This is a genomic window from Serratia sp. MF1(2023) (assembly GCF_030954545.1).
GTDB lineage: Bacteria > Pseudomonadota > Gammaproteobacteria > Enterobacterales > Enterobacteriaceae > Serratia > Serratia sarumanii.
Window position 1 is genome coordinate 156,744 of sequence record NZ_JAVHUX010000050.1, and the last position, 23,782, is coordinate 180,525.

Genomic DNA, 23,782 nt, shown 5'->3' on the forward strand with positions numbered 1-23,782 from the left:
GCCGGATAGCGCCGATTTACACTCCCTGTGTCACAGCCAACCACAGCGAGGAATCCCCAATGAACAAACAAACGCCCATCGGCTCTGGCTTCAACGCCACCACCACCGCCACCGACGTGCTCAAAGATCGTCAACTGGCCGGCATGACGGCGCTGGTCACCGGCGGCCATTCCGGCCTGGGGTTGGAAACGACTCGCGCATTGACGCAGGCGGGAGCACAGGTGATTGTCGCCGCCCGCGATCCCGTCATCGCCCGCACTCGTCTGGCCCTCGCCGGTATCAGCAACGTCGACATTTATAAGCTTGATTTGGCCGATCTGAGCAACATCAGAGAGTTCGCGCAACATCTTCTGGTGACCGGCGTCCACCTCGATATGGTGATCTGCGGCGCCGGCATCATGGCCTGTCCTGAAACCCGCATCGGCCCAGGCTGGGAGGCACAATTCGCGATCAACCACCTGGGGCATTACGCGCTGGTGAACCACCTCTGGCCGGCATTGGCGGGCGGCGCCCGCGTTGTCGTCATCTCCTCTTCCGGCCACCATGCCAGCGCCATACGCTGGAATGACGTGCAGTTTCACAGCGGCTATGACAAGTGGCGGGCCTACGGCCAGTCGAAAACCGCTAATGCGTTATTCGCCGTGCACCTCGACAAACGAGGACGAGCCGCCGGTGTACGCGCCTTCACGCTGCATCCCGGCATGATCCCCACGCCACTGCAGCGTTACCTCTCGCAGGAAGAGATGTTCGCATTGGACTGGATCGACGCCGACGGCAAACCCGCACACCCGGAAATGCTGAAAACGCCGCAACAGGGTGCGGCAACCCAGGTGTGGGCGGCGACATCGCCTCAACTCAATGGCCTTGGCGGATTGTATTGCGAAGACTGCGATATCGCCCGGCGCAACGATGACGAGGGCCTTTCCTTCAGCGGCGTAAAAAGCTACGCCGTCGATCCTGAACAGGCCCAACGCCTGTGGGAATTGTCGGCGCAACTCACCGGCATCGACATCTTCGGCAAGATTTAAACAGGAGCCCCCTATGCAGAATCGCCAAATCATCCTCGGTAAACTCCCACAGGGAAAGCTGACCGTCGATTGTTTTCAGACTCGCGAGACCCCGATGCCGATCCCCGGCCCCGGAGAGGTTCTGTTGCGCACGCTTTACGTGCCTTTGGATGCGGCCAGCAGAGCCTGGATGCAGGGCGTCACCTATCGTTCCGGATTGCAGCCAGGAGACATCATGGCCGCGACGACGCTGGCCGAAGTCGTCACGTCGCGCTCTTCCCTGCTGGCCGCCGGCGATATCGTGTTGGCGGAAACCGGCTGGCAAACCTTCACGGCCCTGCCGGCGGCTGAGGCGCTCAAACAGCCGGACATCGTTCCGCATACGCACTTGCTCAGCGTTTACGGCGTGCCCGGACTCACCGCTTACTTCGGCCTGCTGGAATGCGGACGCCCCAAGGCCGGTGAAACCGTCGTCATTTCCGCCGCCGCAGGGGCGGTAGGCATGTTCGCCGGACAAATCGCCCGGCTCCACGGCTGCCGCACGGTGGGCATTGCCGGCGGCGCCGCCAAAACGGCTCTGCTGACGGACAGGCTGGGTTTCGACGCGGCGATAGATTATAAGGCGGGGAATCTGCATGACGGCCTGCGCCGCTCGTGCCCCAACGGCATTGACGTGCTGTTCGACAACGTCGGCGGCGATATTTTGGCGGCCTGCCTGCCGCACATGGCGAAACAGGGGCGCATTGTTTGCTGCGGCGCGGTGTCGCAGTACGATACGGCCTCCCCACCGGCCGCGCCGGCCGGGATCCCCGGTTTGCTGATCGTCCACAGCTTGACGATGCGGGGGTTCCTGTTGGCCGACTTCCTTCACCGACAAGAACAGGCGCTGACGGCGCTCACGGCCTGGGTCGCGGAGAAGAAATTAGCGGTCATCGAAGATCTGATCGCCGGTTTTGAGCTGCTGCCCGCGGCCCTGGTTGGCCTGCTGGCGGGGGAAAACACAGGAAAGCGCATCGTGCAAGTGACGTAATATCTTGTTTAACCCAGGAGTGGCCTGGGCTTCCTTGGTTCTTATTCCCGCGGCAGCTCGCGGGCGTAGTCGTCGAACGCCGGATGCTGCAGCACCACATCTATGAAGCAGGCCAGCGCCGGGGAATTCAGCTTGCGGCTCGGGTAAACCAGATACAGCTCGTTGCCCTCCGCGCGCCACGCCGGCAAGACTTCCACCAACAGCTTCTGCGCCACCACCTCGCGGCTGAGAAACGCCGGCAACAGCGTGATCCCCGCGCCGGCGATAGCGCATTCACGCGCATACAGCAGGTTGTCGGTGGTGTGCGCCAGCGGCAGCTGCCAGCGGTAATAGTCATCGCCGCAGCGCAGGTTCCAGGCCGTCCAGGCGCGGTGGGCAATGCAGCGATGCTGTTGCAGCTGCTGCGGGTGTTCGATCGGCGGATGCTGCGCCAGATAAGACGGCGCGGCCAACAGATAGCGCGGCGCATACCCGAGACGGCGACCGATCAGCGAAGAATCCTGCGGCTTGCCGGTGCGCAGCGCGGCGTCGAAGCCTTCCTGTACCAGATCCACCATGGCATCGGACACCGACACCTCCAGCGAAACGTCCGGGTATTGGCGCTGAAAATCCGCCGCCAGCCGCGCCACCAGGGTCGCCCCCAGCCCGGCGGGCGTTGAAATGCGCAGGCGGCCGCTCGGGTTATCGCGCAGCCGCTGCAACGCCAGATCGGCGCGTTCCGCGGCGGACATCATCGCCTGACAATGTTCCAGATAGCGCTCACCGGCGAAGGTCAGGTTCAGTTGGCGCGTGGTGCGATTGAGCAAGCGCAGCCCCAGCGTCTGTTCGAGCTGGCTGATGCGCTGGCTGACGCTGGACTTCGGCAACCCGACGCGCTGCGCGGCGGCGGTGAAGCTGCCGCACTCCGCCACCAGCGCGAACAGCGCCATGTCCTGCAGCTGTTTGAATTCCATTGTTCACCTTAAACGAACACTCCGTTAGATATTGTCCATCTTATCACCCCACTGCCGCGGGTCTACACTGGGGGCATCATTTAAAAGGAGCACAATCATGTCGATAAAAGCCATTGCCGTAGACCCGCAGAACCCCGCCGGTTTCATCGAAATCTCACCGGAAATGCCGGTTCCCGGCCAGTACGATCTACTGGTGGCAGTGAAAGCGGCGTCGGTCAACCCAGTGGACACCAAAGTGCACGCCGGTCTGCAAAAGAGCGGCCTGCAGCAGCCGCGCATCCTCGGCTGGGACGCCAGCGGCGTGGTGGTAGACGTGGGCAGCGGCGTCAGCGGCTTCAAGCCCGGCGATGAAGTGTGGTACGCCGGCGACATCACCCGCCCCGGCAGCAACAGCAGCCACCAGTTGATCGACTCACGCATCGCCGCGCACAAGCCGCGCAGCCTGAACTGGGCCGAGTCCGCCGCCCTGCCGCTCACCGCCCTCACCGCCTGGGAAGCGCTGTTCGAACACCTGAACATTCAGGACGCGCCGGAGAACAAGACGCTGCTGATCATCGGCGGCGCCGGCGGCGTCGGCTCGCTGGCCATTCCGCTGGCCGCGCTGCGCAGCAAGGTGAAAGTGATCGCCACCGCCTCAAGGCCGGAATCCGCCGCCTGGTGCCGTGAGCGCGGCGCCGATCTGGTGGTGGACTACCGCGATCTGAAGGGCGAGCTGGCGCAGCACGGCATCGAGCAGGTGGATTACATCCTGTGCCTGAACGATACCGACGGCCACTGGCCGGCGATGGCCGAGCTGGTCGCGCCGCTGGGCCATATCTGCACCATCGTCGAGAACGCGCAGCCGTTGGATCAAAACGCGCTGAAGCTGAAAAGCGCCGCGCTGCACTGGGAATTCATGTTCACCCGCAGCATGTTCACCACCCCGGACATCGCGCAGCAGGGGCGCATCCTGCAGCAGGTGGCGCAGCTGCTGGACGAGGGCAAGCTGAGCACCACGCTGAGCGAAACCCTGCACGGGCTGTCGGTAGAGACGCTGACCGCCGCGCATCAACGGCTGCTCGGCGGCCATATGCAAGGCAAGCTGGTTATCGCTTACTAAGCCTGAATCGCGGCGGCGTTTTGCGCCGCCGTTACTGCGGACGAACGAAGCCGACGCACAGCGCTTGCTCGTCGGCATGCGGATCGGCGCGGAACGTCAGCGTCTGCTGCCAATCGAGGCGCATCTTCGGCCAGTGGGCCAGCTCGCCGCCGAAGTCGCTGTGCGCGCAGTCTTCACCCAACCGCCCGAACAGGGCGACACCGTGCTGCGCAATCTGCGGATAGCTGATGTTGACGTTGTAGATATTCGGGCGCGTATGATTGGACCAGCGCGTAATGGTCTGCGGCCGGGAGCCGGCGTACACCGTCATCCACTGCGACAGGTATTCGCCGCCGACGTAGCGCAGGCTGACGCCATACCGCTCCTGCCACAGCCGCTCCACTCCGACGCTGAACGCCTTGATACCCACCATTTTCTGGCCGGCGTTGCGCACGTTGCCCAGCATCACCGCGGCATACCCCAGATAGACCGCCAGCGCCGCGCACATCAGCCCGATGGTCGCCGCGCGCAGCGAACGCACCGGCGGCTGGCGCACGCAGCCGACCAGCAGCGCGGGCGCCAGCATGAAGAACGGCTGCAGCCACTCGGTCAGCCGGCCGCCGACGTTGAAAGAGAACCAGAAGGTAATGATGCCGAGCGGCAACAGGTAGACCCACAGCAACACCCGCATCGGCAACGCCGCTGGCCAGGCCAGCACCGCCCCGCTGCGCCGCAGGATCACCCACAGCGCCAGCGACGGATAGAACACCAGCAGCAGCGACTGCAGCATATCGAGGTTGAGCTGCATCTTGATCTGCGAATCCACCCACTTGAAGGCGGCGAAGTCATGGTTCCACAGCCAGAACAGGTTCGGCAGCACCAGCGCCAACCAGATCGCCACCGCCAGATAGAACTGCGGCTGGCGATAGCAGCGGCGGATCTGCGGTACGAACAGCGTCGACAGCGCCGCGAAATAGACGAAGGCGAAGGTCGAGTATTTCGCCATCATCGCCAGACCGGCCACCAATGCGAAAGCCGGCCACCAGTTGGCCGAACGCGAGATCGCCAGGTGGAAGAACAGCGCCATCCACGGCCACAGCATCACCAACAGGTAATTGTCGTTGTAGGGAATGATGTCGAAATTGATGATGCCGGACAGGTTGAGCGTCAGCAGCGCCATCCAGGCCAGCGAGGTGCTGCCGCTCAGGCGGCGCGCCAATAGCCAGACGCCCAACATGCCGATGGCGATGGCGATGAAGTGCCCGCCATACCAGTACAGGTTCAGCGGCAGCCACGGGAGCCAGATCGCCGGCTGCATCGCCGCACCGACCAGCCAAGGATTTTTCGGTGAGCCCCACTCGGCGTTGAGGCCCCAGTTGAGCGCCTCGACGGCGTCGTAAGGCAGGGTGGGATCGAGATGAACGGTCAGCAGCGTCCAGGCTGCGGCATAGCAGATCAACCAGAGAGCGAGTAAGCGATAAGACATGTCTTCTTCTGAGCGTTATTGTAAAGAAAATCTTAACCTAGTCGCTACCGAATGAACCATGTTTAAACAAGCCGTTAAATGTGCGCCACAGAGGCGTTTCTGCCGCCGCGACCGCACATTCCGCTAATTTTCTCAGCCTGCGGCGTGGCGATGGGCGGGCGCATTCGCCAACCGGCCGGCGTCCGCCGCCAGCAGCTGCTGCACCAGCTCGACGCAGCGCAGGAAACGCTCTTCGTAATCGCTGGACTCGACGTGCACATACTCGATGTTGTTGGCGCACAACATTTCCTCCAGCAAATGCTGGAACGCCAGGCGATCGGCGGCGCTGCCAAGGCTGCGCAGGCCGTCCGCCACCCACGGCGTGTTGTTTTCCAACAGGATCACCAGATCGAAACGGTATTCGTCGATCAGCGCCTGCACGAAGGGGTGTTCACGCCCCTCGTACTTTTTGCAAAACGCCTGGGTGGTGACGAAATCGGTATCGATAAACGCCACCTTGTTGGCGTACTTGACCGCGAAATCCACGTATTGCGCCTGCCCGAGGGCGATTTTGTCGTAGTCGGAGTACTGCAGCGCCATCTCGTCGCCGCCCAGGTGCGAAAACACGTAATCGCGGCCATATTCCCAGGCGCTGGTGGTGTTGAAGATGTTGGCCAGCTTGTTGACCAGCGTCGACTTGCCGCTCGACTCGCCGCCGAGGATCGCCACGGTGCGCACGAAGAACGGCTTCACCTCGGTCGGGATGTAGTCCCAATAGCGGAACGGATCCTGGCGGATCTGATTGCCGCTGATGTTCATGAACGAACGCTCGGGATCGACCAAGATGGTTTCGATGCCCAGATGCTCGCGGTAGCGCGGCGCATCCTGCGCTTCGCTGGAATAGATGAAGCTCGGCACGATGCCCTTCTGTTCCATAAAGGCCTTCATGCCGTCGCTCCACACGTTCCAGCCGTGCGGATAGGGTTCGATGCCCTGCTCGTCGAACGAGTGGATATGGATGTTTTTCTGGTACTTGAAGGTCTGCAGCAGCCAGCGCAGGCGATCGCTGACCGTTGGCTGTTGCGACATCGAACTGTTCTCGAACAGCTCGCGGTCGCGCGGTTCATCGTGGCACAAGATAACGTGAAGTTCGTCCACCTGGCTGCAGGCGCGCTGGATCAGATAGATGTGGCCGGTGTGCAGCGGGTAAAATTTACCAAACACCACGCCGACTTTGACCTCTTTACGCGGGAACTCCAGCCCGAGAAAACGGTGCAGCGCCTCGAGCTTTTGCGCGCTCGGGCTTTTGATTTTGTCGTTCAACAGCTGGCTCAGATAGCCCTTGGTCATGCCGCTGGCATCCGCCACCTGCTGCAAAGTACAGCCCTTTTGCTTAATGGACGTCTTCAGGTAATCAAATTGCGGCATGGCCACCTCCGTTTAGTATGCTAAACAAAATAGCATATCTTACTCGCCGTCGGCGACATTAATAAAACTCTTCCAGCACGTCGAGCGCGTCCGCCAGCTTCTTGACCCCAAACACCTGCATGTTGGCCGGCGGCTTCTTCGGCATGTTGCCGTGCGGCACGATGGCGCGCTTGAAACCGTGCTTGGCCGCTTCGGAGATGCGCTCCTGGCCGCTCGGCACCGGACGGATTTCTCCCGCCAGCCCCACTTCGCCGAACACCACCAGATCGTTCGGCAGCGGCCGATCGCGCAGGCTCGAGACCAACGACATCAGCAGCGCCAGATCGGCGCTGGTCTCGCTGACCTTCACCCCGCCGACCACGTTGACGAACACGTCCTGATCCGACATCTGCAGCCCGCCGTGCCGGTGCAGCACCGCCAGCAGGATCGCCAACCGGTTCTGCTCCAGGCCCACCGCCACGCGGCGCGGGTTGGACATCATCGAGTGATCCACCAGCGCCTGGATCTCCACCAGCAGCGGCCGGGTGCCTTCCCACACCACCATCACCGAACTGCCGGAAGTGACTTCATCGCCGCGGCTGAGGAAGATCGCCGAAGGGTTGCTGACTTCGCGCAGCCCCTGTTCGGTCATGGCGAACACCCCCAGCTCGTTGACCGCGCCGAAGCGGTTCTTGTGGCTGCGCAGGGTGCGGAAGCGGGAATCGGCGTCGCCGTCCAGCAGCACCGAACAGTCGATGCAGTGTTCCAGCACTTTCGGCCCGGCCAGCGAGCCGTCTTTGGTGACGTGGCCGACCATGACGATCGCCACGCCGCGCGTCTTGGCGAAGCGCGTCAGGTAGGCGGCGGTTTCGCGCACCTGGGCCACGCTGCCCGGCGAAGACTGAATGTCCGCCATGTGCATCACCTGGATCGAGTCGATCACCATCAGCTTCGGCTGTTCCTGCTCGGCGATCAGGCAGATCTGCTCGATGCTGGTTTCCGACAGCATGTTCAGGCCGCCGGTCGGCAGCCCCAGCCGATGAGCGCGCATCGCCACCTGCTGCAGCGACTCCTCGCCGGTGACGTACAGGGTTTTCATCTGTTCGGACAGTTTGCACAGCACCTGCAGCAACAGGGTGCTCTTGCCGGCGCCGGGGTTGCCGCCGATCAGAATGGCGCTGCCGGGCACCACGCCGCCGCCCAGCACGCGATCGAACTCGAGAAAGCCGGTGGTGAAGCGCGGCAGCGCCTCAAGGCTGATTTCCGACAGCTTCTGCACCTTGCTGACGCCGGCGTCGCCGGCATAGCCGCTGAGGCGATCGTTGCGCGCCGCTGCGGGCGACGCGGCCAAACGCACTTCCGTGATGGTGTTCCAGGCATGACAGGCGCTGCACTGCCCCTGCCAACGCGGATAGTCCGCCCCGCACTCATTGCACACAAATGCCCGTTTTGCCGCTTTTGCCACGTCTTACCTCAATCTTTCGTTATCGCACTTCGTGTTTCAGGCTGCCGGTGAGAATGCACAGCACGCCCATCAGATCCGCATGCCGGATCGCCACCTGCGCTTTTTCATACACTTTCGGCTTGGCGTGGTAGGCGATGCCCAACCCCGCCGCCTGCATCATTTTCAAATCGTTGGCGCCGTCGCCGATGGCTACGGTCTGCGCCAGCGGGATCTCCAGCTTCTCCGCCAGCCGCAGCAGCGTATCGGCTTTGAACTGCGCGTCCACCACCGGCCCCAGCACTTCGCCGGTCAGCTTGCCGTCACGGATCTCCAGCTCATTAGCCGCCGCCGCCACCAGCCGCAGCCGGTTGCGCAGGTATTCGGCGTAGTAGGTGAAGCCGCCGGAGGCGATCGCCACATGCCAGCCCATCGCCTGCAGCTTGCCCACCAGGCTGGTCAGCCCCGGCATCAGCGGCAGCTCGTCGCGCACCTGCTTGAGGATGTTGGCGTCGGCCCCTTTCAGCGTGCCGACGCGCTGGCGCAGGCTGGCGGTAAAGTCCAGCTCGCCGCGCATCGCGCGTTCGGTAACTTCCGCCACCTGTTCGCCGACGCCCGCCAGCTTGGCGATCTCGTCGATGCACTCGATCTCGATCGCCGTCGAATCCATGTCCATCACCAGCAGCCCCGGCGTGCGCAGGTGCGGGATCTTGCCGAGCGGCGCCACGTCCAGCCCGCTCTCCGCCGCCAGCAGCTTGGCGCGCGGCGTCAAGGTGCCCGCCAGGCGCACCACCTGATAGTCGTCCACGCCCCAGGCGGTGACGATCACCATCGCCGCGCCCAGCTTGCGTTGGAATTGTGTAATGCGCGCCTTGTCCAGCTTTCTGCCGTATAACAGCCACCCGGTATTGCCCGCCCGGTAGTCCAGCGGCATCACTTCGTCGCCGCTGAGCGAAAGGGGAAGACCCGGCCATTGAGAGATCTCCGCCGGAAGATCGCAATAGGTCAGACTGTTTGACATCATTGACTCCTGAATGGACAAAAACGCTGCATGATAAAACGACGCATCAAGCTATCCTATCGCCAGCGGTTCTGGCAACATAAAGTGTCCCCGATGCCCAAGGAACCTGCATGGCTCGCGCTAAACTGAAATTTCGCCTGCACCGTACCGCTATTATCCTGATTTGCCTGGCTTTGCTGGTGCTTCTGATGCAGGGTGCCTCTTATTTTAGCTTGAGTCACCAAATGGCGCGATCCGAACAGGTCGAAGAGCTGGCGCAGACGCTGACCAAACAGGTCGCCTACAGCCTGGCGCCGCTGCTGGACGACGACGGCAACAACCCGCGCATCGACGCCATCCTCAAGCAGCTCACCGATCACAGCCGCATTCTCGACGTCAGCGTGTATCAGCTGGACGGCACGCTGGTCTCCCACGCCGGGGAGCAGATAAGTATACGCGATCGGCTGTCGCTCGACGGCAAGCGCGCCGGCAGCTACTTCAACCACCAGTTGGTCGAATCCATTCAGGGCAAAGACGGCCCGATCGGCTTTATCCGCATCACCCTCGACACCCACGTGCTGGCGACCGAATCCAAGCAGGTGGACAACACCACCAACCTGCTGCGCCTGATGATCCTGCTGGCGCTGGCGATCGGCATCATTCTGGCGCGCACCCTGCTGCAACACCGCCGCAGCCGCTGGCAGCAGTCGCCGTACCTGTTGACCGCCAACACGCCGTTGGCAGAAGGAAATACGGTGGAAGACGACGAAGAGGATGCGCCTGAGGCAAAACAGGAAGCGCCGAAGAAGGGGTAACTCAGGCCAGGCGCTGAATGCGCTCGTGCAGCTTCTGCAGTTGCACCAACATTTGCTCGGCAATCGCCCGGAACGCCTCGCTGATGTCGTCATGTTGCGCCGTTCGCCGCCAGAACTCGAGAGCCAATAGCTCCGCTTGCCGCCAGACGGCGCCGCTCACCTCGTTGCTCAAACGGATCTCCAGCGCGTCGTGGCGCAGATTACCGCTGCTTGCCGGGGCAAAAGCCATCGGCAACATATCATACAAAGGCGCCAACATGACCGGCCGCTGGGTTATCCGCAAGAACGACAGGTTGCCTTGGTGCATATCGCTGTTGGCGATCAACCGGCCAAAGGCCCAATACAGGGCAACCCGTTGGTAGACTGAGTGATCGATCACCCCTAGCTGCAATAGCCGCTCAGCGGCCACGACCCAGTTGGCGTGGCCGCTGCCGCTGAACTCGGCATCCAGCGCCTCCAGCGACACCATCGCTACCCTCCCTTCTTCACCGATGCGATCAAAGCGCTCGATCTCTAAAAAGCATTGTCGGTCAGCACCGAACAGGATTTGCGCCGATGCGGCAGGCAATCCCGCAGCGGCGACCGTCTGCAACGCCAGCGACTCGGCGATCAGCAAATCGCTCCAGCGTTGTGCAATGACATGCGTCGGCGCCAGGCTGAACTTCACCAAAACATGCGCACGGCGACCTGGCGCCAGCTCAGCATAGGCGGCAAACTTGGGTTGCTCGCCACCGGCGGAAGAGCCTACCAGCTCCCCGGCCAGCGCCTGGACAGACAATGCGGCGTAACGCTCGATTTTATCTTCCATCGTGATGGCGACGGCAGTATCCCGCATTAACCAACGCTGATAGCTGTCGGCACCAGGCAACAGATCGCCGGTCATGTCTTCGCCATAACGGCAGAGCGCCAACAAGCGTTGACCTTCATCCCATCGCCGCACATCCTCCGGCAAATTCAACTCGCGCGCCGCTGCTTTTCCCCAGGCTCGCCCGAGAAAGCCAATCGGCCGTAGGTCGTTCAAATACCATGGCATGCCGTCATAGAGCTGCCACTCTCCGCTGCGCTCATCGCACACCACACAGTTATCGGCAGGATAAAGCGGGCAAAGCGTGGCAAACAAGTGCGCCTTACCCCGTTCATCAACCCGATATAGCGGAAACTGCCTCTCACCGTCGATCCCGCGCCGCAACGCATAGCGCGTCGCCTTACCTTTACCGAGGATCAATACGGCGCCCGCCAGTTCACGGAGACGGCGCGATAGCGTCGGCTGGCTGATGCCTAACGCTTCTGTCAGTTGACGAGCCGTAGCCGGCCCATGACGCAAAACTTGTTCAACGGTGAGCATCGGATGAATAGATTGGTGAATAGATTGATAAAGGAAGTAATAGCGTTAAATGGCAGAAAGGTAAAGCGTTAGCCAAAACTGGCCAAGCGGAATGAATAGATTGACGGGCGGGCGCCAGGATGACGCCCGCCGGGGTATTACGCTTTGTCGCCCAGCAGCACGGATTCCAGCGCGATAACGATCATGTCGTTAAAGGTGGTCTGGCGTTCCGCCGCCGTGGTCGCTTCGTGACGCAGGATGTGGTCGGACACGGTGCAGATGGTCAGCGCCTTGCAGCCGAACTCTTCGTACAGCTCTGCCGCCACGCCGTAGATGCCGGCCGCTTCCATTTCCACGCCCAGGATGCCGTACTTCTTCATCACCTGGAACATGTCCGGATCCGGGGTGTAGAACAGATCGGCGGAGAAGATGTTGCCCACGCGCGCCGGGATGCCCTGCGCCGCCGCCGCGTCGACCGCGTTGCGCACCATGTCGAAGTCGGCGATCGCCGCGTAGTCGTTGTCCTTGAAGCGCAGACGGTTCACCTTGGAGTCGGTGCACGCGCCCATGCCGATCACCACGTCACGCAGTTTGATATCGTCACGCACCGCGCCGCAGGAGCCCACACGAATGATCTTCTTCACGCCGAATTCTGCGATCAGCTCGCGCGCATAGATGGAGCAGGACGGGATGCCCATGCCGTGGCCCATTACGGAGATGCGGCGGCCTTTGTAGGTGCCGGTGAAGCCCAACATGCCGCGCACGTTGTTCACTTCCACCGCGCCTTCCAGGAAGGTTTCGGCGATGTATTTTGCACGCAGCGGATCGCCCGGCATCAGTACTACGTCAGCGAAATCACCCATCTCAGCATTAATGTGCGGCGTAGCCATAATTTTCTTCCTTTAGAAATCTTATTTAATAAAAACGTCAAACATCTAAGCCTTGAATTTCGAGTTGCAGCTAGGCAGCTAGCGGGTGAATCCCCAGGAGCTTACTTGAGTAAGTGACTGGGGTTCACGCGTGAAGCTAACAACGCTGCGGCTTGAAAGACAGGGCTTAGAACATGCTCTTACCGTAATCCATCGGCGACAGGCCAAAGTAATTGGCGACGGTCTGGCCGATGTCGGCGAAGGTCTCGCGGTGGCCCAGCGAGCCCGGTTTCACTTTCGGGCCGTAAACCAGCACCGGGATGTGCTCGCGGGTGTGGTCGGTGCCCGGCCAGGTCGGGTCGCAGCCGTGGTCGGCGGTGAAGATGATGATGTCTTCGTCTTTCACCAGCTTCAGCAGCTCCGGCAGGCGGCGGTCGAACAGCTCCAGCGCGGCGGCGTAGCCCGCCACGTCGCGGCGGTGGCCATAGGAGGAGTCGAAGTCCACGAAGTTGGTGAACACGATGGTGTTGTCGCCGGCCTTTTCCATTTCGATCAGGGTCGCGTCGAACAGCGCGTCGATGCCGGTCGCCTTCACCTTCTTGGTGATGCCGACGTTGGCGTAGATGTCGGCGATTTTACCGATCGACACCACTTCGCCGCCCTTCTCGTCCACCAGCTTTTTCAGCACGGTCGGCGCCGGCGGCTCTACCGCCAGATCGTGACGGTTGCCGGTGCGCTGGAAGTTGCCCGGCTTGTCGCCGACGAACGGACGCGCGATCACGCGGCCGATGTTATACCCGCCTTCGGTCAGCTCTTCACGCGCGATTTCGCACAGCTCGTACAGGCGATCCAGGCCGAAGGTTTCTTCATGGCAGGCAATCTGGAATACCGAGTCGGCGGAGGTGTAGAAAATCGGCTTGCCGGTTTTCATGTGCTCTTCACCCAGCTGATCGAGGATCACGGTGCCGGATGAGTGGCAGTTGCCCAGGTAGCCCGGCAGCTTGGCGCGTTCGACCAGTTTGTCCAGCAGTGCCTGCGGGAAGCTGTTGTGCTCGTCCTTGAAATAGCCCCAGTCGAACAGCACCGGCACGCCGGCGATTTCCCAGTGGCCCGACGGCGTATCTTTACCGGAAGAGAGTTCGCTGGCGTAAGCGTAAGCGCCGATGATGTCGGCGTTGCGATCCAACCCCTGCGGGAAGTTGCCGGTGGACTCTTCCGCCGCTTTGCCGAGGCCCAGACGGCTCAGGTTAGGCAGCGTCAGCGGGCCCTGGCGGCCCACGTTGGCCTCACCGTGCGCGCAAACCTCGGCGATGTGGCCCAGGGTGTCGGAACCCTGATCGCCAAAACGTTCGGCGTCTTCGCTGGCGCCGATGCCGAAGGAGTCCAATACCATAATAAATGTGCGTTTCATCTGTGCTCTCCTGCGTGTTCTCACGCTTTGGACGGCCGCGAAAAAGCCGCGGCCGTTCCTGATTCTTGGGTTATTCCGTGATGCGCTTATACACCACCGGCGTCGCTTCCGGCGCCTTGTCGCTCAGCATCATCGCGCTGCGCACCGCATCGGCCGCCTGCTGCCAGCTCTCTTCATCGTTGGCGTGGATCATCGCCAGCGGCTGCTGGGCATCCACTTTCTCGCCCAGGCGCGCCACCTCGGTCAGGCCAACGCTGTAATCGATGGCGTCGCTCGCCCGGCGACGGCCGCCGCCCAGCGCAACCACCGCCATGCCCAGCGCGCGGGTATCCATGGCGCTGACGATGCCCGGCTTTTCAGCATACACCGGCTTGCTCAGCGTTGCCGCCGGCAGATAGCTATCGTAGCGTTCGACGAAGTCTATCGGCCCCTGCTGCGCCGCCACCATGCGGCCAAACACCTCCGCCGCCTTGCCGTTGTCCAGCACCGCCTGCAGTTTGGCGCGCGCGTCGGCCTCGTCTTGCGCCAGGCCGCCGGACAGCAGCATTTCCACGCACAGCGCCAGCGTCACTTCCAGCAGGCGCGGGTTGCGGTATTCGCCGGTCAGGAAGCGCACCGCTTCACGCACTTCCACCGCGTTGCCGGCGCTGGAGGCCAACACCTGGTTCATGTCGGTCAGCAGCGCGGTGGTCTTGCAGCCCGCGCCGTTGGCCACGCCGACGATCGCCTGCGCCAAATCTTGCGACAGCGCATAGGTCGGCATAAAGGCGCCGGAGCCGACCTTCACGTCCATCACCAGCGCATCCAGCCCTTCCGCCAGCTTCTTGGCCAGAATGGAGGCGGTGATCAGCGGGATCGAATCCACGGTGGCGGTGATGTCGCGGGTGGCGTAAAAACGTTTGTCCGCCGGCGCCAGCGAGCTGGTCTGGCCGATGATCGCCACGCCGACGTCCTGAATGATTTTGCGGAAGGCGTTATCGTCCGGGAAAATATTGAAGCCCGGAATGGCTTCCAGCTTGTCCAGCGTGCCGCCGGTATGCCCCAGGCCGCGGCCGGAGATCATCGGCACATAGCCGCCGCAGGCCGCCACCATCGGGCCAAGCATCAGCGAGGTCACGTCGCCCACGCCGCCGGTCGAATGCTTGTCGACGATCGGGCCGTTCAGCGCCAGGCTTTTCCAGTCCAGCACGGTGCCGGAATCGCGCATCGCCATAGTGAGCGCCACGCGCTCCGGCATGCTCATGTCATGGAAATAAATGGTCATCGCCAGCGCGGCGATCTGCCCTTCCGACACCACGTTGTCGCGAATGCCGTTGATGAAAAAGCGGATTTCCGCTTCGCTTAACGGCTGGCCGTCGCGTTTCTTACGAATAATTTCTTGAGCCAGGAACAAGGCATCCCCCTGTGTCGCCGAGAGTCGGTGCAGGCGGGCGCGCCTGGCGCCCGCCAACGAAATCGATCAGTAGCCGCCGCCGGCGGTCTGGGTCTGGTGGCCCAGCGCGGCCAGCAAGCTGGCCAGCAGGCTGGAAGCGCCAAAGCGGAAATGCCGCGCATCGGCCCAGCCTTCGCCCAGAATACGATCGGCAAGCTGCAGATAATGCAGCGCATCCTCTGCGGTGCGCACGCCGCCGGCCGGCTTGAAGCCCACCGTCTTCGCCACGCCCATATCGCGGATCACCGACATCATCAGCTCGGCGCTTTCCAGCGTGGCGTTGACCGGCACCTTGCCGGTGGAGGTCTTGATAAAGTCCGCCCCGGCCTTGATGGCGATCTCGGACGCCTTGCGGATCAGATCGGCCTGCTTCAGCTCACCGGTTTCGATGATCACTTTCAGCAGCACGTTAGCCGCCTGGCAAGCCTGCTTGCACTGTTTCACCAGCTCGAAGCCGACCTGTTCGTTGCCGGCGATCAGCGCGCGGTAAGGGAACACCACGTCCACTTCATCCGCGCCATAGGCGATGGCCGCGCGGGTTTCCGCCAGCGCGATGTCGATATCGTCGTTGCCATGCGGGAAGTTGGTCACGGTGGCGATGCGGATGTCCGGCGTGCCTTGCTCGCGCAGGGCCTTGCGCGCCACCGGGATAAAACGCGGGTAGATGCAGATGGCCGCCGTGTGGCCGGCCGGGCTGTTGGCCTGACGACAGAGCGCGATCACTTTCTCGTCGGTGTCATCATCATTCAGCGTGGTTAAATCCATCAGGTTCAGCGCACGTTGCGCTGCTGCGGTTAATTCGGTCATAAAACTCTCCAACTGAGTACCTGGGTGTTGGCGAGCGGACTTGGTTCCATGAAGATAGCGCTGGGGAACGGCGTTCCCGCGGCGGCAACTGAGATCCTTCTCACCGCACATGGCCACCCGCCTTGCGGCCGGCCAGTAATAGCTATTTGAACACGAATGCCGGAGGCGATTCGCGTTCATCGTCACACTATATGAAATAGCACTGTAACAGACCGGAATTATATGTGAAGAACATCACAAAATAACGCGATATCGTTCACAAATTCGCTAAAGAAGCGGCTGAAGATCGCGGGTGCGGCACGTACCCGCGTTGCTTAGAGTATAGGCGGAGTCCCGCGATCGGTCGCGCCGTCGCGGGACTCGGGATGGCTTACAGCGCCAGGAAGAAGCCGGCGATGGTGGCGCTCATCAGGTTGGACAGCGTGCCCGCCGCCACGGCCTTCAGACCGAAGCGCGCAATGTCGTGGCGACGATTGGGCGCCATGCTGCCCAGACCGCCCAGCAGGATCGCCACCGAGGAAAGGTTGGCGAAGCCGCACAGCGCGAAGGAGATGATCGCCTTGGTATGGGCCGACAGCACCTGCAGGCCTTCCGCTGCCACTACGTCGTCCGGACGCAGATAGGCGCCGAAGTTCATGTAGGCGACGAACTCGTTGACGATGATCTTCTGACCGATGAACGAACCGGCGGTCATCGCCTCGCTCCACGGCACGCCGATCAGGAAGGCGATCGGCGAGAACACCCAGCCGAGGATCAGTTCAAGCGACAGCTGCGGATAATCGAACCAGCCGCCGATGCCGCCGAGAATGCCGTTAAGCAAGGCGATCAACGCGATAAACGCCAGCAGCATCGCACCGACGTTCAGCGCCAGCTGCATGCCGGAGGCCGCGCCGGAAGCCGCCGCGTCGATCACGTTGGCCGGACGATCCTCTTCGGCGATCAGCTTCATCGCATCGTCTTTATCGTGGGTCTGCTCGGTTTCCGGCACCATCAGCTTGGCGAACAGCAGCCCGCCCGGCGCGGCCATGAAGGACGCGGCGATCAGGTATTCCAGCGGCACGCCCATCTGCGCATATCCCGCCAGCACCGAACCGGCCACCGAGGCCAGGCCGCCGCACATCACCGCGAACAGTTCTGATTGGCTCATGGTGGCGATATACGGACGCACCACCAGCGGCGCTTCGGTCTGACCAACGAAAATGTTGGCGGTCGCCGACAGCGATTCGGTGCGCGAGGTGCCCAACAGCTTTTGCAGCCCGCCGCCCAGCACGCGGATCACCAACTGCATGATGCCGAGGTAGTACAGCACCGCAATCAGCGAGGAGAAGAACACGATCACCGGCAGGACGCGCAGCGCGAACACGAAGCCGCCGCCGCCGAACACCTCGAACATCTTGTCGGACACCAGCCCGCCGAAAATGAACGAAATGCCCTGATTGCCGTAGGCGATAACGTTTGCCACGCCGTTCGACATACTGCCGAGGATGCTGCGGCCCAGCGGCACATACAGCACCAGCGCGCCGATGCCGACCTGAATGATGAACGCCCACGCGACGGTGCGCAGTTTGATGGCCCGGCGGTTGCTGGAGAGCAGCACCGCAATGGCGATCAGCACCGCCATGCCGACTAGGCTCATGATGAGTTGCATGCAAAGTTTCCCTGTTGCAAAAAATAAAATACATCCCTGCTCATAAAGAGAGGTCTGCTATTGGAGAGTTTCGGGGGGATTATACTGAGCGAGGTCACTCTCGCACCGATTTATGTCACAAATGCATACAACGAGACGCAAATGAAAATCTTATAACGTGACGCATGTCACGTTATCACCTCATCAATCCGGCATGGCAAACAGCGCCTGAGCATTGCGCTGCAGATGGGCGGCGATCTCGTCGGCCGGTTCCGGCCGCAGCTCGCACAGCGTTTGAAACACCTCGGCGGCGCGTTCGGGACGATTCGGCTGCCCCTGATAGCCCGCCAGCGGCATGTCCGGCGCATCGGTCTCCAGCAACAGCGCCTCGAGCGGCAGCTGCGCCATCACGCCGCGCGTTTTCTGCGCCCGCTCATAGGTGATGGTGCCGCCCACGCCGATGTAATAGCCGAGGCGGATAAACGCCTGCGCCTGCGACAGGCTGCCGGCGAAGCCATGCACCACGCCGCGACGCGGCAGCTGCACGCGCCGCAGGGCCGCAGCCAGCTGATCGTGGGTGCGGCGCGAATGGAGGATCACCGGCAGGTCATGCTGTTTCGCCAGCCGCAACTGGGCCAGCAGCACGCTTTGCTGGCGCTCGAACTGCGGGTTGTCCATATACAGATCGAGCCCGACCTCCCCCACCGCTACCAGCTTGCGCGGCCGTTCGGCCAGCAGCGCCGCCAGTTGCTCCAACTGCGGCTCATGATGCTGCGCGATATACAGCGGATGCAGCCCCAGCGCGGCGAACAGCGGCGCGTGATCCTGCGCCAGCCGCAGCACCCGCGCGAAGCGATCGGCGGTGACCGTCGGGACGATGATGCGCGTGACGCCGGCGCTTGCCGCTCGCACCAGGCTCTCGCCCTCATGCCCGGTAAAGGGCGGGAAATCGAAATGACAGTGGGTGTCGGTAAAGGCATAGCTCACAGCGCGCCCCCTTCACCCGGCGGCAGATCGCCCGGCAGAATGATCTTCGGCGCCACCACCGCGGCCTCCGGCTGCGCGCCAAGATCGGACGGCATGACGATGTCGGTCACGATCGGCGAAGGCATTCTGACGTTCTCCGGCTGGATCAGGCGGCGCGACAGCGCTTTTTTCACCCTCATGCCGTCCGGCTCCGGCTGCGCCATCCACTGGCCGACGGTGGCCAGGAAATAGCGGCCGCAGCGGCGCCCCAGGTGATAATCCTGATTGAGCGACCCCAGTCGGCTGCCCAGCGCATTGCTGGCCAGCGGCTTCGGCGGGAAGATCTCGAAGATGCGCAGCTTGCCCGGCGGCTTCTCGATAAAGCGCTGGATGCGGTGATAGCTTTGCTCGTGATGCTGCAGGATACGCACCATCTGCTGCAGGCTGCTGTCGCTCAGCCAGTGCTCCATGCGCTTCATCCACTGCGGGGTGTAGTACATCTGCGAAGGCACGGTGCGGATCACTACGATGGTGTCGGCGCCGCGGCGATAGGCCTCTTCCACCGGGATCGCATCGCTGATGCCGCCGTCCTGATAGCTGATGCCGTCCAGCTCCACGCCCTGGCGATAGAAGCCGGGAATGGCGCTGGACGCCTTGATGGCCGGCAGCCAGCGCTCGCGCTGCGCCGGCAGATAGGTCGGTTCGAAATCGTCGCTGCGGCAGGCGCACAGCAGAAACTCGCGCCCGTCGGTAAAGTGCCGTTCCGCTACGTCCATCGCCAGCGGCATCTGCGCCGCCGCCGTATCAACCAACCAATCGAGATCGATCAGATGCCCGCCGCGCACGAAGCGCAGCGGATTGAAGAATTGAGCCGAGGTGGTGTAACGGGTGATCACCCGGCGCGCGTAGCCCACCTGCCCGCAAATGTAGGCGGACAGATTCTGGGCGCCGGCCGACGTGCCGATCAGCAGGTCGAATGGGTTAAAGCCCGCGCGCTGAAACTCGTCCAGCACGCCGGCGGTGAAAATGCCGCGCTGGCCGCCGCCTTCGCAGACCAGCGCCATCTTGCCTGGCCGAAAGGGCTTAGACGCCAGCGGTTCTATATTGCCGAGCGTGATGGGTATTCTGTATCCCAACTTGGCATCCTCAGTGAGACGTTTTCTCCGAGGATACCGCGTCTCGCTCTCTTCCGTAATCCTCTTGCAGCACGCCGGCGAGGAAATCATTACTGCCGGCCAGCCAGACGCAATCGCTGCCGGACCATTCGGCCAATGCCTGCCATACCTGGCCTTTCAGCTGTTTCCAGCGCCCGACGATGATGTCGCTGTTCATGGCCGGCCCTCCCCGACGTGAGAAAAGGAATTAAGCTTTGTTACAGTTTGCAGGAAAATACCGGCCGGCTAAGGGCGCCGGCGGCCGGTGAACAGGCTGACCAGGAACAGGATAATGCCGACGACAAACACGATTTTAGCCGCCCAGGCGGCGGTGCCCGCCAGCGAACCGAACCCCAGTGCCGCAGCGATAAGCGCGATGACTAAAAAGATAATGCCCCAACGAAACATAAGCTTCTCCTTACCATTGTGAAAAAATTCGCTGCTGTCTACCGCCCCGACAACGGGGCGCGACGGCAAATCAGTTTCTTTTTTTGGTGGTACATGTCGGGCCGCCTTCACGGCCCGACCGATGCGGCTTGTTGTTACTTGTTACGGGCGCCTGGCGGGATTACGGCTTGACCACCAGGTCGTTTTTCACGCTTTTCACGCCGTCGATGGCCTTGGCGATGCTTTCCGCACGCTCAGACTGCGCCTGCGTTTTCACTTCACCGGAAAGCTGCACCACGCCATCGGTGGTTTCCACTTTCACATTGCGCGACGGCACGATGTCATCGGCCAGCAGCTTGGCTTTCAGCTCGCTGGTGGTGGCGGTGTCGCCGGCATACGATTTGATCGACTGGTTGGCTTCATCTTTCACGTGCAGCTTGTCGCTGACGGTCTTGACGCCTTCCACCTTGCCGGCGACAGCGACCGCATGCTCCGCCTGCGCCTGGCTGCCGACGAACCCACTCAGGGTCACGGCGCCTTTTTCGGTTTTCACCGAAATGTCAGAACTTTTGATGGTTTTATCTTCCACCAACGCACTTTTAACTTTAGCCGTTATCGCGCTGTCATCCATGTAACCGTCAACTTTTTTCATGGAGCTATCGATTTTGGCACCGGCACTGTCCGCGGCGTTAGACGCCTTGTTGAGCAGACTCTCTTCGGCCAGCGCACTGCCGCTGACCAACACAGAACCCAATACAACAGCCATCAGCGAGTGTGCAAATTTGGTCTTTTTCATCGATCTCTTCCTTTTGTTGGGGGCTCACAACGCCAGAGCGCCGGAACCCTGCGGCCACCTTCACGCGGCCTTCTCGGTAAATACTTCATCATCGCTATACGATTAAGCGTTCACGACAGGAATATTGCAACGGCCGTGCCAACTCAAAAAAACCCTTAAAAATCAAATAAAATAAATCAGACGTTGGATTTTTAGCCAAAAAACTGTCGCCTATTGACGACAGGCTAAGTCACACAAAACTGAAATATAGCTATCTCATTGATATTTAAAGACACTGACTGTCTCCTATCGGCAACACATCAGAATAACTCACCAAACAAACAACATATTACAGTGATTTACTCTCAAGCAATGTGCGGACATCCCGTTAAAGATAGACCATTAGACGGAAAATGCAGGCCGAACGAACATCGCCTGGTGTCCTAGGTTCGCAAGAAAAATATGAGGGAGGTTTATTAATTAGCGCAGTGGGAATAGGAGAGGCGTGCAGGGCGCACTGGGCGCCCTGCCGATTGATCAGTGTTCGCGCGTCTTGCGGAAGGTCACATCAGGATAACGTTCCTGCGTCAGGTTGAGGTTCACCATGGTCGGCGCGATATAGGACAGGTTGTCCCCGCCGTCCAGCGCCAGGTTGATCTCGTTCTTGCGCTTGAACTCTTCGAACTTCTTCACGTCGTCGCACTCGACCCAGCGCGCGGTCGACACGTTGACCGACTCGTACAGCGCTTCCACGTTGTACTCGCTCTTCAAGCGCGCTACCACCACGTCGAACTGCAGCACCCCGACCGCACCGACGATCAGATCGTTGTTGGCGATCGGACGGAACACCTGCACCGCGCCCTCTTCGGACAGCTGCACCAGCCCCTTCAGCAGCTGTTTCTGCTTCAGCGGATCGCGCAGGCGAATGCGGCGGAACAGTTCCGGCGCGAAGTTCGGGATGCCGGTGAACTTCATGTCTTCACCCTGGGTGAAGGTATCGCCGATCTGAATGGTGCCGTGGTTGTGCAGGCCGATGATGTCGCCCGGATAGGCTTCTTCCACGTGCGAACGGTCGCCGGCCATAAAGGTCAGCGCGTCGGAGATCACCACGTCTTTGCCGGTGCGCACCTGGCGCAGCTTCATGCCCTTCTCGTAGCGGCCGGAAACCACACGCATAAAGGCCACGCGGTCGCGGTGTTTCGGATCCATATTGGCCTGGATCTTGAACACGAAGCCGGTGAATTTCTCTTCCGCCGCCGTCACTTCGCGGGTGTCTGTTTTGCGCGGCATCGGCGCCGGCGCCCAGGCCACCAGGCCGTCCAGCATGTGATCCACGCCGAAGTTGCCCAATGCGGTACCGAAGAACACCGGGGTCAGCTCGCCGCTCAGGAAAGCCTCCTGATCGAACTCGTGGGAAGCGCCCTGCACCAGCTCCAGCTCATCGCGCAGCTGCGCCGCCAGATCTTCACCCACCGCCGCATCCAGCTCCGGGTTGTTCAGACCCTTGACGATGCGCACTTCCTGAATGGTGTGGCCTTTACCGGTCTGGTACAGGTAGGTTTCATCCTTGTACAGGTGGTAAACACCCTTGAACAGCTTGCCGCAGCCGATCGGCCAGGTGATGGGCGAGCAGGCGATCTTCAGTTCGCGCTCGACTTCATCCATCACTTCCATCGGATCGCGGATATCGCGGTCCAGTTTGTTCATGAAGGTCAGGATCGGCGTGTCGCGCAGACGGGTCACTTCCATCAGCTTGCGGGTGCGATCCTCAACGCCCTTGGCGGCGTCGATCACCATCAGACAGCAGTCGACGGCGGTCAGAGTACGGTAAGTATCTTCGGAGAAGTCTTCGTGCCCCGGGGTATCCAGCAGGTTGACCAGGCTGTCGCGGTACGGGAACTGCATCACCGAGGTGGTGATCGAGATCCCACGCTGCTTTTCCATTTCCATCCAGTCGGATTTGGCGTGCTGGCTGGAGCCGCGGCCTTTTACCGTACCGGCGGTCTGGATCGCCTGTCCGAACAGCAGCACTTTTTCAGTAATGGTGGTTTTACCGGCATCGGGGTGCGAAATGATGGCGAAAGTTCTTCTTTTGGAGACTTCGCGGGCAAATTCACTAGGAGACATGGTTTTCAGGTTCTACGGTTAGTCCGCCCTGCGACATCATCAGAACGCGCCGATCGCGGCGCCGGGCAAAGCGGTGAATAAAAGATAACAGCCGGGCATTTTCGCCGATTTGCCAACCGGTGACAATCAATGGATCCGATTTCCCGCTAACGCAGGCGGAAATCGGGGGACAAAGCGGCCCAATGCCGACGCAATATCGATTTGTGATCGTCCGCCATCGGCAGGCTTTCCAATAATTCCGGCCACAAATTTCGCGCCTTGTCGATGGCATCCACAAGGTGCACACGAATCGCAGGCCAGGGAATATCGACCCGCTCAGCCCAGCGCTCGAAGGTTTGCATTGAGATCCTATCCCAGCGTTTTTCCTTCGCCATATTGAGCGCGGCCTCAGATTCACCAGGAATATAGGCCAACGTAGTGACGATGTCATAAGCGGGAGAAAGCCGAACATCGGTCTGGTTTGGATAGATCATGGACCAATTCTTTACGTGAGCATCGCCATTGGCGAGCAAAATATTCGCCAACAGACGGCGTGCCATTTGCTGCGCATCCGCTAAAGGTTCACTGCTGCGTATTCTGCCGAAGTTGAACGGTTATTCCGGGGGAACGTGAACGCGTTATTTCCTAACGCGCCCTAACTTCTTTTTATTACACCGACCGTTCACTTTCAGTCAACCTGTGCCAGTCGTTTTCTCATCGACTCGCCT

The 23,782-nt window shown here is 61.3% G+C and carries 21 protein-coding genes and 1 pseudogene; 4 read left to right on the forward strand and 18 right to left on the reverse strand.

All coding sequences use genetic code 11. The features are described 5' to 3' along the window. Window positions 1-59 precede the first annotated feature (59 nt). Both REA38_RS24435 and REA38_RS24440 read left to right on the forward strand, forming a co-directional pair. Window positions 60-1,028, forward strand: a complete 969-nt coding sequence (locus tag REA38_RS24435; RefSeq protein WP_308886786.1) for an SDR family NAD(P)-dependent oxidoreductase — start codon at window positions 60-62, stop codon at window positions 1,026-1,028. Between the two features lie 13 nt (window positions 1,029-1,041). Beyond that, complete coding sequence (locus tag REA38_RS24440) at window positions 1,042-2,037, forward strand: NADP-dependent oxidoreductase (protein WP_089187581.1); 996 nt, start codon at window positions 1,042-1,044, stop codon at window positions 2,035-2,037. Between the two features lie 41 nt (window positions 2,038-2,078). On the opposite strand, the gene REA38_RS24445 is transcribed toward REA38_RS24440, so the two are convergent. Continuing rightward, window positions 2,079-2,990: a LysR family transcriptional regulator gene (locus tag REA38_RS24445; protein WP_033637033.1), complete on the reverse strand. Its 912-nt coding sequence runs from the start codon at window positions 2,988-2,990 to the stop codon at window positions 2,079-2,081. Between the two features lie 97 nt (window positions 2,991-3,087). Between REA38_RS24445 and REA38_RS24450 the strand changes: the two genes are divergently transcribed. Further along, complete coding sequence (locus REA38_RS24450) at window positions 3,088-4,089, forward strand: zinc-binding alcohol dehydrogenase family protein (RefSeq protein ID WP_043148173.1); 1,002 nt, start codon at window positions 3,088-3,090, stop codon at window positions 4,087-4,089. Window positions 4,090-4,120: 31 nt separating this feature from the next. On the opposite strand, the gene REA38_RS24455 is transcribed toward REA38_RS24450, so the two are convergent. The 4 genes from REA38_RS24455 to serB form a co-directional block, all read right to left on the reverse strand. Continuing rightward, window positions 4,121-5,554, reverse strand: coding sequence for a glycosyltransferase family 39 protein (locus tag REA38_RS24455; protein ID WP_060439107.1), 1,434 nt, complete (start codon window positions 5,552-5,554; stop codon window positions 4,121-4,123). A gap of 132 nt (window positions 5,555-5,686) precedes the next feature. Further along, window positions 5,687-6,961 (reverse strand): multifunctional transcriptional regulator/nicotinamide-nucleotide adenylyltransferase/ribosylnicotinamide kinase NadR, encoded by a 1,275-nt coding sequence (nadR, locus tag REA38_RS24460; RefSeq protein ID WP_060422523.1) that lies wholly within the window; start codon window positions 6,959-6,961, stop codon window positions 5,687-5,689. A 58-nt stretch (window positions 6,962-7,019) separates the two neighbouring features. Next, window positions 7,020-8,405 (reverse strand): DNA repair protein RadA, encoded by a 1,386-nt coding sequence (radA, locus tag REA38_RS24465; protein WP_025159617.1) that lies wholly within the window; start codon window positions 8,403-8,405, stop codon window positions 7,020-7,022. Window positions 8,406-8,424: 19 nt separating this feature from the next. Next, window positions 8,425-9,402, reverse strand: a complete 978-nt coding sequence (gene serB / locus REA38_RS24470; protein ID WP_016929162.1) for a phosphoserine phosphatase — start codon at window positions 9,400-9,402, stop codon at window positions 8,425-8,427. Window positions 9,403-9,512: 110 nt separating this feature from the next. Here serB and REA38_RS24475 point away from each other — a divergent pair, with 110 nt between their 5' ends. Further along, window positions 9,513-10,196: a YtjB family periplasmic protein gene (locus REA38_RS24475; RefSeq protein ID WP_033637029.1), complete on the forward strand. Its 684-nt coding sequence runs from the start codon at window positions 9,513-9,515 to the stop codon at window positions 10,194-10,196. A gap of 1 nt (window position 10,197) precedes the next feature. Here REA38_RS24475 and yjjJ read toward each other — a convergent pair whose 3' ends face one another. From yjjJ to REA38_RS24540, 13 genes and pseudogenes are all read right to left on the reverse strand, one after another. Next, window positions 10,198-11,541 (reverse strand): type II toxin-antitoxin system HipA family toxin YjjJ, encoded by a 1,344-nt coding sequence (yjjJ, locus tag REA38_RS24480; RefSeq protein ID WP_308886789.1) that lies wholly within the window; start codon window positions 11,539-11,541, stop codon window positions 10,198-10,200. Between the two features lie 137 nt (window positions 11,542-11,678). Then, on the reverse strand, window positions 11,679-12,410 hold the full coding sequence (gene deoD / locus REA38_RS24485) for a purine-nucleoside phosphorylase (protein ID WP_033652875.1): 732 nt from the start codon (window positions 12,408-12,410) through the stop codon (window positions 11,679-11,681). Window positions 12,411-12,576: 166 nt separating this feature from the next. Further along, window positions 12,577-13,800 (reverse strand): phosphopentomutase, encoded by a 1,224-nt coding sequence (gene deoB, locus REA38_RS24490; protein ID WP_308886790.1) that lies wholly within the window; start codon window positions 13,798-13,800, stop codon window positions 12,577-12,579. Between the two features lie 70 nt (window positions 13,801-13,870). Next, complete coding sequence (deoA, locus tag REA38_RS24495; RefSeq protein WP_060388147.1) at window positions 13,871-15,193, reverse strand: thymidine phosphorylase; 1,323 nt, start codon at window positions 15,191-15,193, stop codon at window positions 13,871-13,873. Window positions 15,194-15,259: 66 nt separating this feature from the next. Further along, complete coding sequence (deoC, locus tag REA38_RS24500) at window positions 15,260-16,039, reverse strand: deoxyribose-phosphate aldolase (RefSeq protein WP_033641793.1); 780 nt, start codon at window positions 16,037-16,039, stop codon at window positions 15,260-15,262. A gap of 370 nt (window positions 16,040-16,409) precedes the next feature. Next, window positions 16,410-17,687, reverse strand: coding sequence for a NupC/NupG family nucleoside CNT transporter (locus REA38_RS24505; RefSeq protein ID WP_033637021.1), 1,278 nt, complete (start codon window positions 17,685-17,687; stop codon window positions 16,410-16,412). A 183-nt stretch (window positions 17,688-17,870) separates the two neighbouring features. After that, on the reverse strand, window positions 17,871-18,653 hold the full coding sequence (locus REA38_RS24510; protein WP_033649122.1) for a TatD family hydrolase: 783 nt from the start codon (window positions 18,651-18,653) through the stop codon (window positions 17,871-17,873). Next, window positions 18,650-19,768, reverse strand: a complete 1,119-nt coding sequence (locus REA38_RS24515) for a patatin family protein (RefSeq protein WP_033652870.1) — start codon at window positions 19,766-19,768, stop codon at window positions 18,650-18,652. The genes REA38_RS24510 and REA38_RS24515 overlap by 4 nt, the downstream gene beginning before the upstream one ends. A 10-nt stretch (window positions 19,769-19,778) precedes the next feature. Further along, complete coding sequence (locus tag REA38_RS24520) at window positions 19,779-19,964, reverse strand: stress response protein (protein WP_033649120.1); 186 nt, start codon at window positions 19,962-19,964, stop codon at window positions 19,779-19,781. 68 nt (window positions 19,965-20,032) lie between these two features. Next, window positions 20,033-20,194, reverse strand: coding sequence for a DUF1328 domain-containing protein (locus REA38_RS24525; RefSeq protein ID WP_004857650.1), 162 nt, complete (start codon window positions 20,192-20,194; stop codon window positions 20,033-20,035). Between the two features lie 160 nt (window positions 20,195-20,354). Then, a complete protein-coding gene (osmY, locus tag REA38_RS24530) occupies window positions 20,355-20,969 on the reverse strand; it encodes a molecular chaperone OsmY (RefSeq protein ID WP_033637016.1) in 615 nt (204 codons plus the stop codon). A gap of 516 nt (window positions 20,970-21,485) precedes the next feature. Continuing rightward, window positions 21,486-23,075, reverse strand: a complete 1,590-nt coding sequence (gene prfC / locus REA38_RS24535; protein WP_004933094.1) for a peptide chain release factor 3 — start codon at window positions 23,073-23,075, stop codon at window positions 21,486-21,488. A 146-nt stretch (window positions 23,076-23,221) separates the two neighbouring features. After that, window positions 23,222-23,641 (reverse strand): annotated as a pseudogene (locus tag REA38_RS24540) (HipA domain-containing protein); the annotation flags it as partial. Window positions 23,642-23,782 lie beyond the last annotated feature (141 nt).

Excerpts from the sequence above, each read along its gene's own strand:
- REA38_RS24435 (WP_308886786.1), top strand. The coding sequence starts at position 60 with ATGAACAAACAAACGCCCATCGGCTCTGGCTTCAACGCCACCACCACC.
- REA38_RS24440 (WP_089187581.1), top strand. The coding sequence starts at position 1,042 with ATGCAGAATCGCCAAATCATCCTCGGTAAACTCCCACAGGGAAAGCTG.
- REA38_RS24445 (WP_033637033.1), bottom strand. The coding sequence starts at position 2,990 with ATGGAATTCAAACAGCTGCAGGACATGGCGCTGTTCGCGCTGGTGGCG.
- REA38_RS24450 (WP_043148173.1), top strand. The coding sequence starts at position 3,088 with ATGTCGATAAAAGCCATTGCCGTAGACCCGCAGAACCCCGCCGGTTTC.
- REA38_RS24455 (WP_060439107.1), bottom strand. The coding sequence starts at position 5,554 with ATGTCTTATCGCTTACTCGCTCTCTGGTTGATCTGCTATGCCGCAGCC.
- nadR (WP_060422523.1), bottom strand. The coding sequence starts at position 6,961 with ATGCCGCAATTTGATTACCTGAAGACGTCCATTAAGCAAAAGGGCTGT.
- serB (WP_016929162.1), bottom strand. The coding sequence starts at position 9,402 with ATGTCAAACAGTCTGACCTATTGCGATCTTCCGGCGGAGATCTCTCAA.
- REA38_RS24475 (WP_033637029.1), top strand. The coding sequence starts at position 9,513 with ATGGCTCGCGCTAAACTGAAATTTCGCCTGCACCGTACCGCTATTATC.
- yjjJ (WP_308886789.1), bottom strand. The coding sequence starts at position 11,541 with ATGCTCACCGTTGAACAAGTTTTGCGTCATGGGCCGGCTACGGCTCGT.
- deoD (WP_033652875.1), bottom strand. The coding sequence starts at position 12,410 with ATGGCTACGCCGCACATTAATGCTGAGATGGGTGATTTCGCTGACGTA.
- deoB (WP_308886790.1), bottom strand. The coding sequence starts at position 13,800 with ATGAAACGCACATTTATTATGGTATTGGACTCCTTCGGCATCGGCGCC.
- deoC (WP_033641793.1), bottom strand. The coding sequence starts at position 16,039 with ATGACCGAATTAACCGCAGCAGCGCAACGTGCGCTGAACCTGATGGAT.
- REA38_RS24505 (WP_033637021.1), bottom strand. The coding sequence starts at position 17,687 with ATGCAACTCATCATGAGCCTAGTCGGCATGGCGGTGCTGATCGCCATT.
- REA38_RS24520 (WP_033649120.1), bottom strand. The coding sequence starts at position 19,964 with ATGAACAGCGACATCATCGTCGGGCGCTGGAAACAGCTGAAAGGCCAG.
- REA38_RS24525 (WP_004857650.1), bottom strand. The coding sequence starts at position 20,194 with ATGTTTCGTTGGGGCATTATCTTTTTAGTCATCGCGCTTATCGCTGCG.
- osmY (WP_033637016.1), bottom strand. The coding sequence starts at position 20,969 with ATGAAAAAGACCAAATTTGCACACTCGCTGATGGCTGTTGTATTGGGT.
- prfC (WP_004933094.1), bottom strand. The coding sequence starts at position 23,075 with ATGTCTCCTAGTGAATTTGCCCGCGAAGTCTCCAAAAGAAGAACTTTC.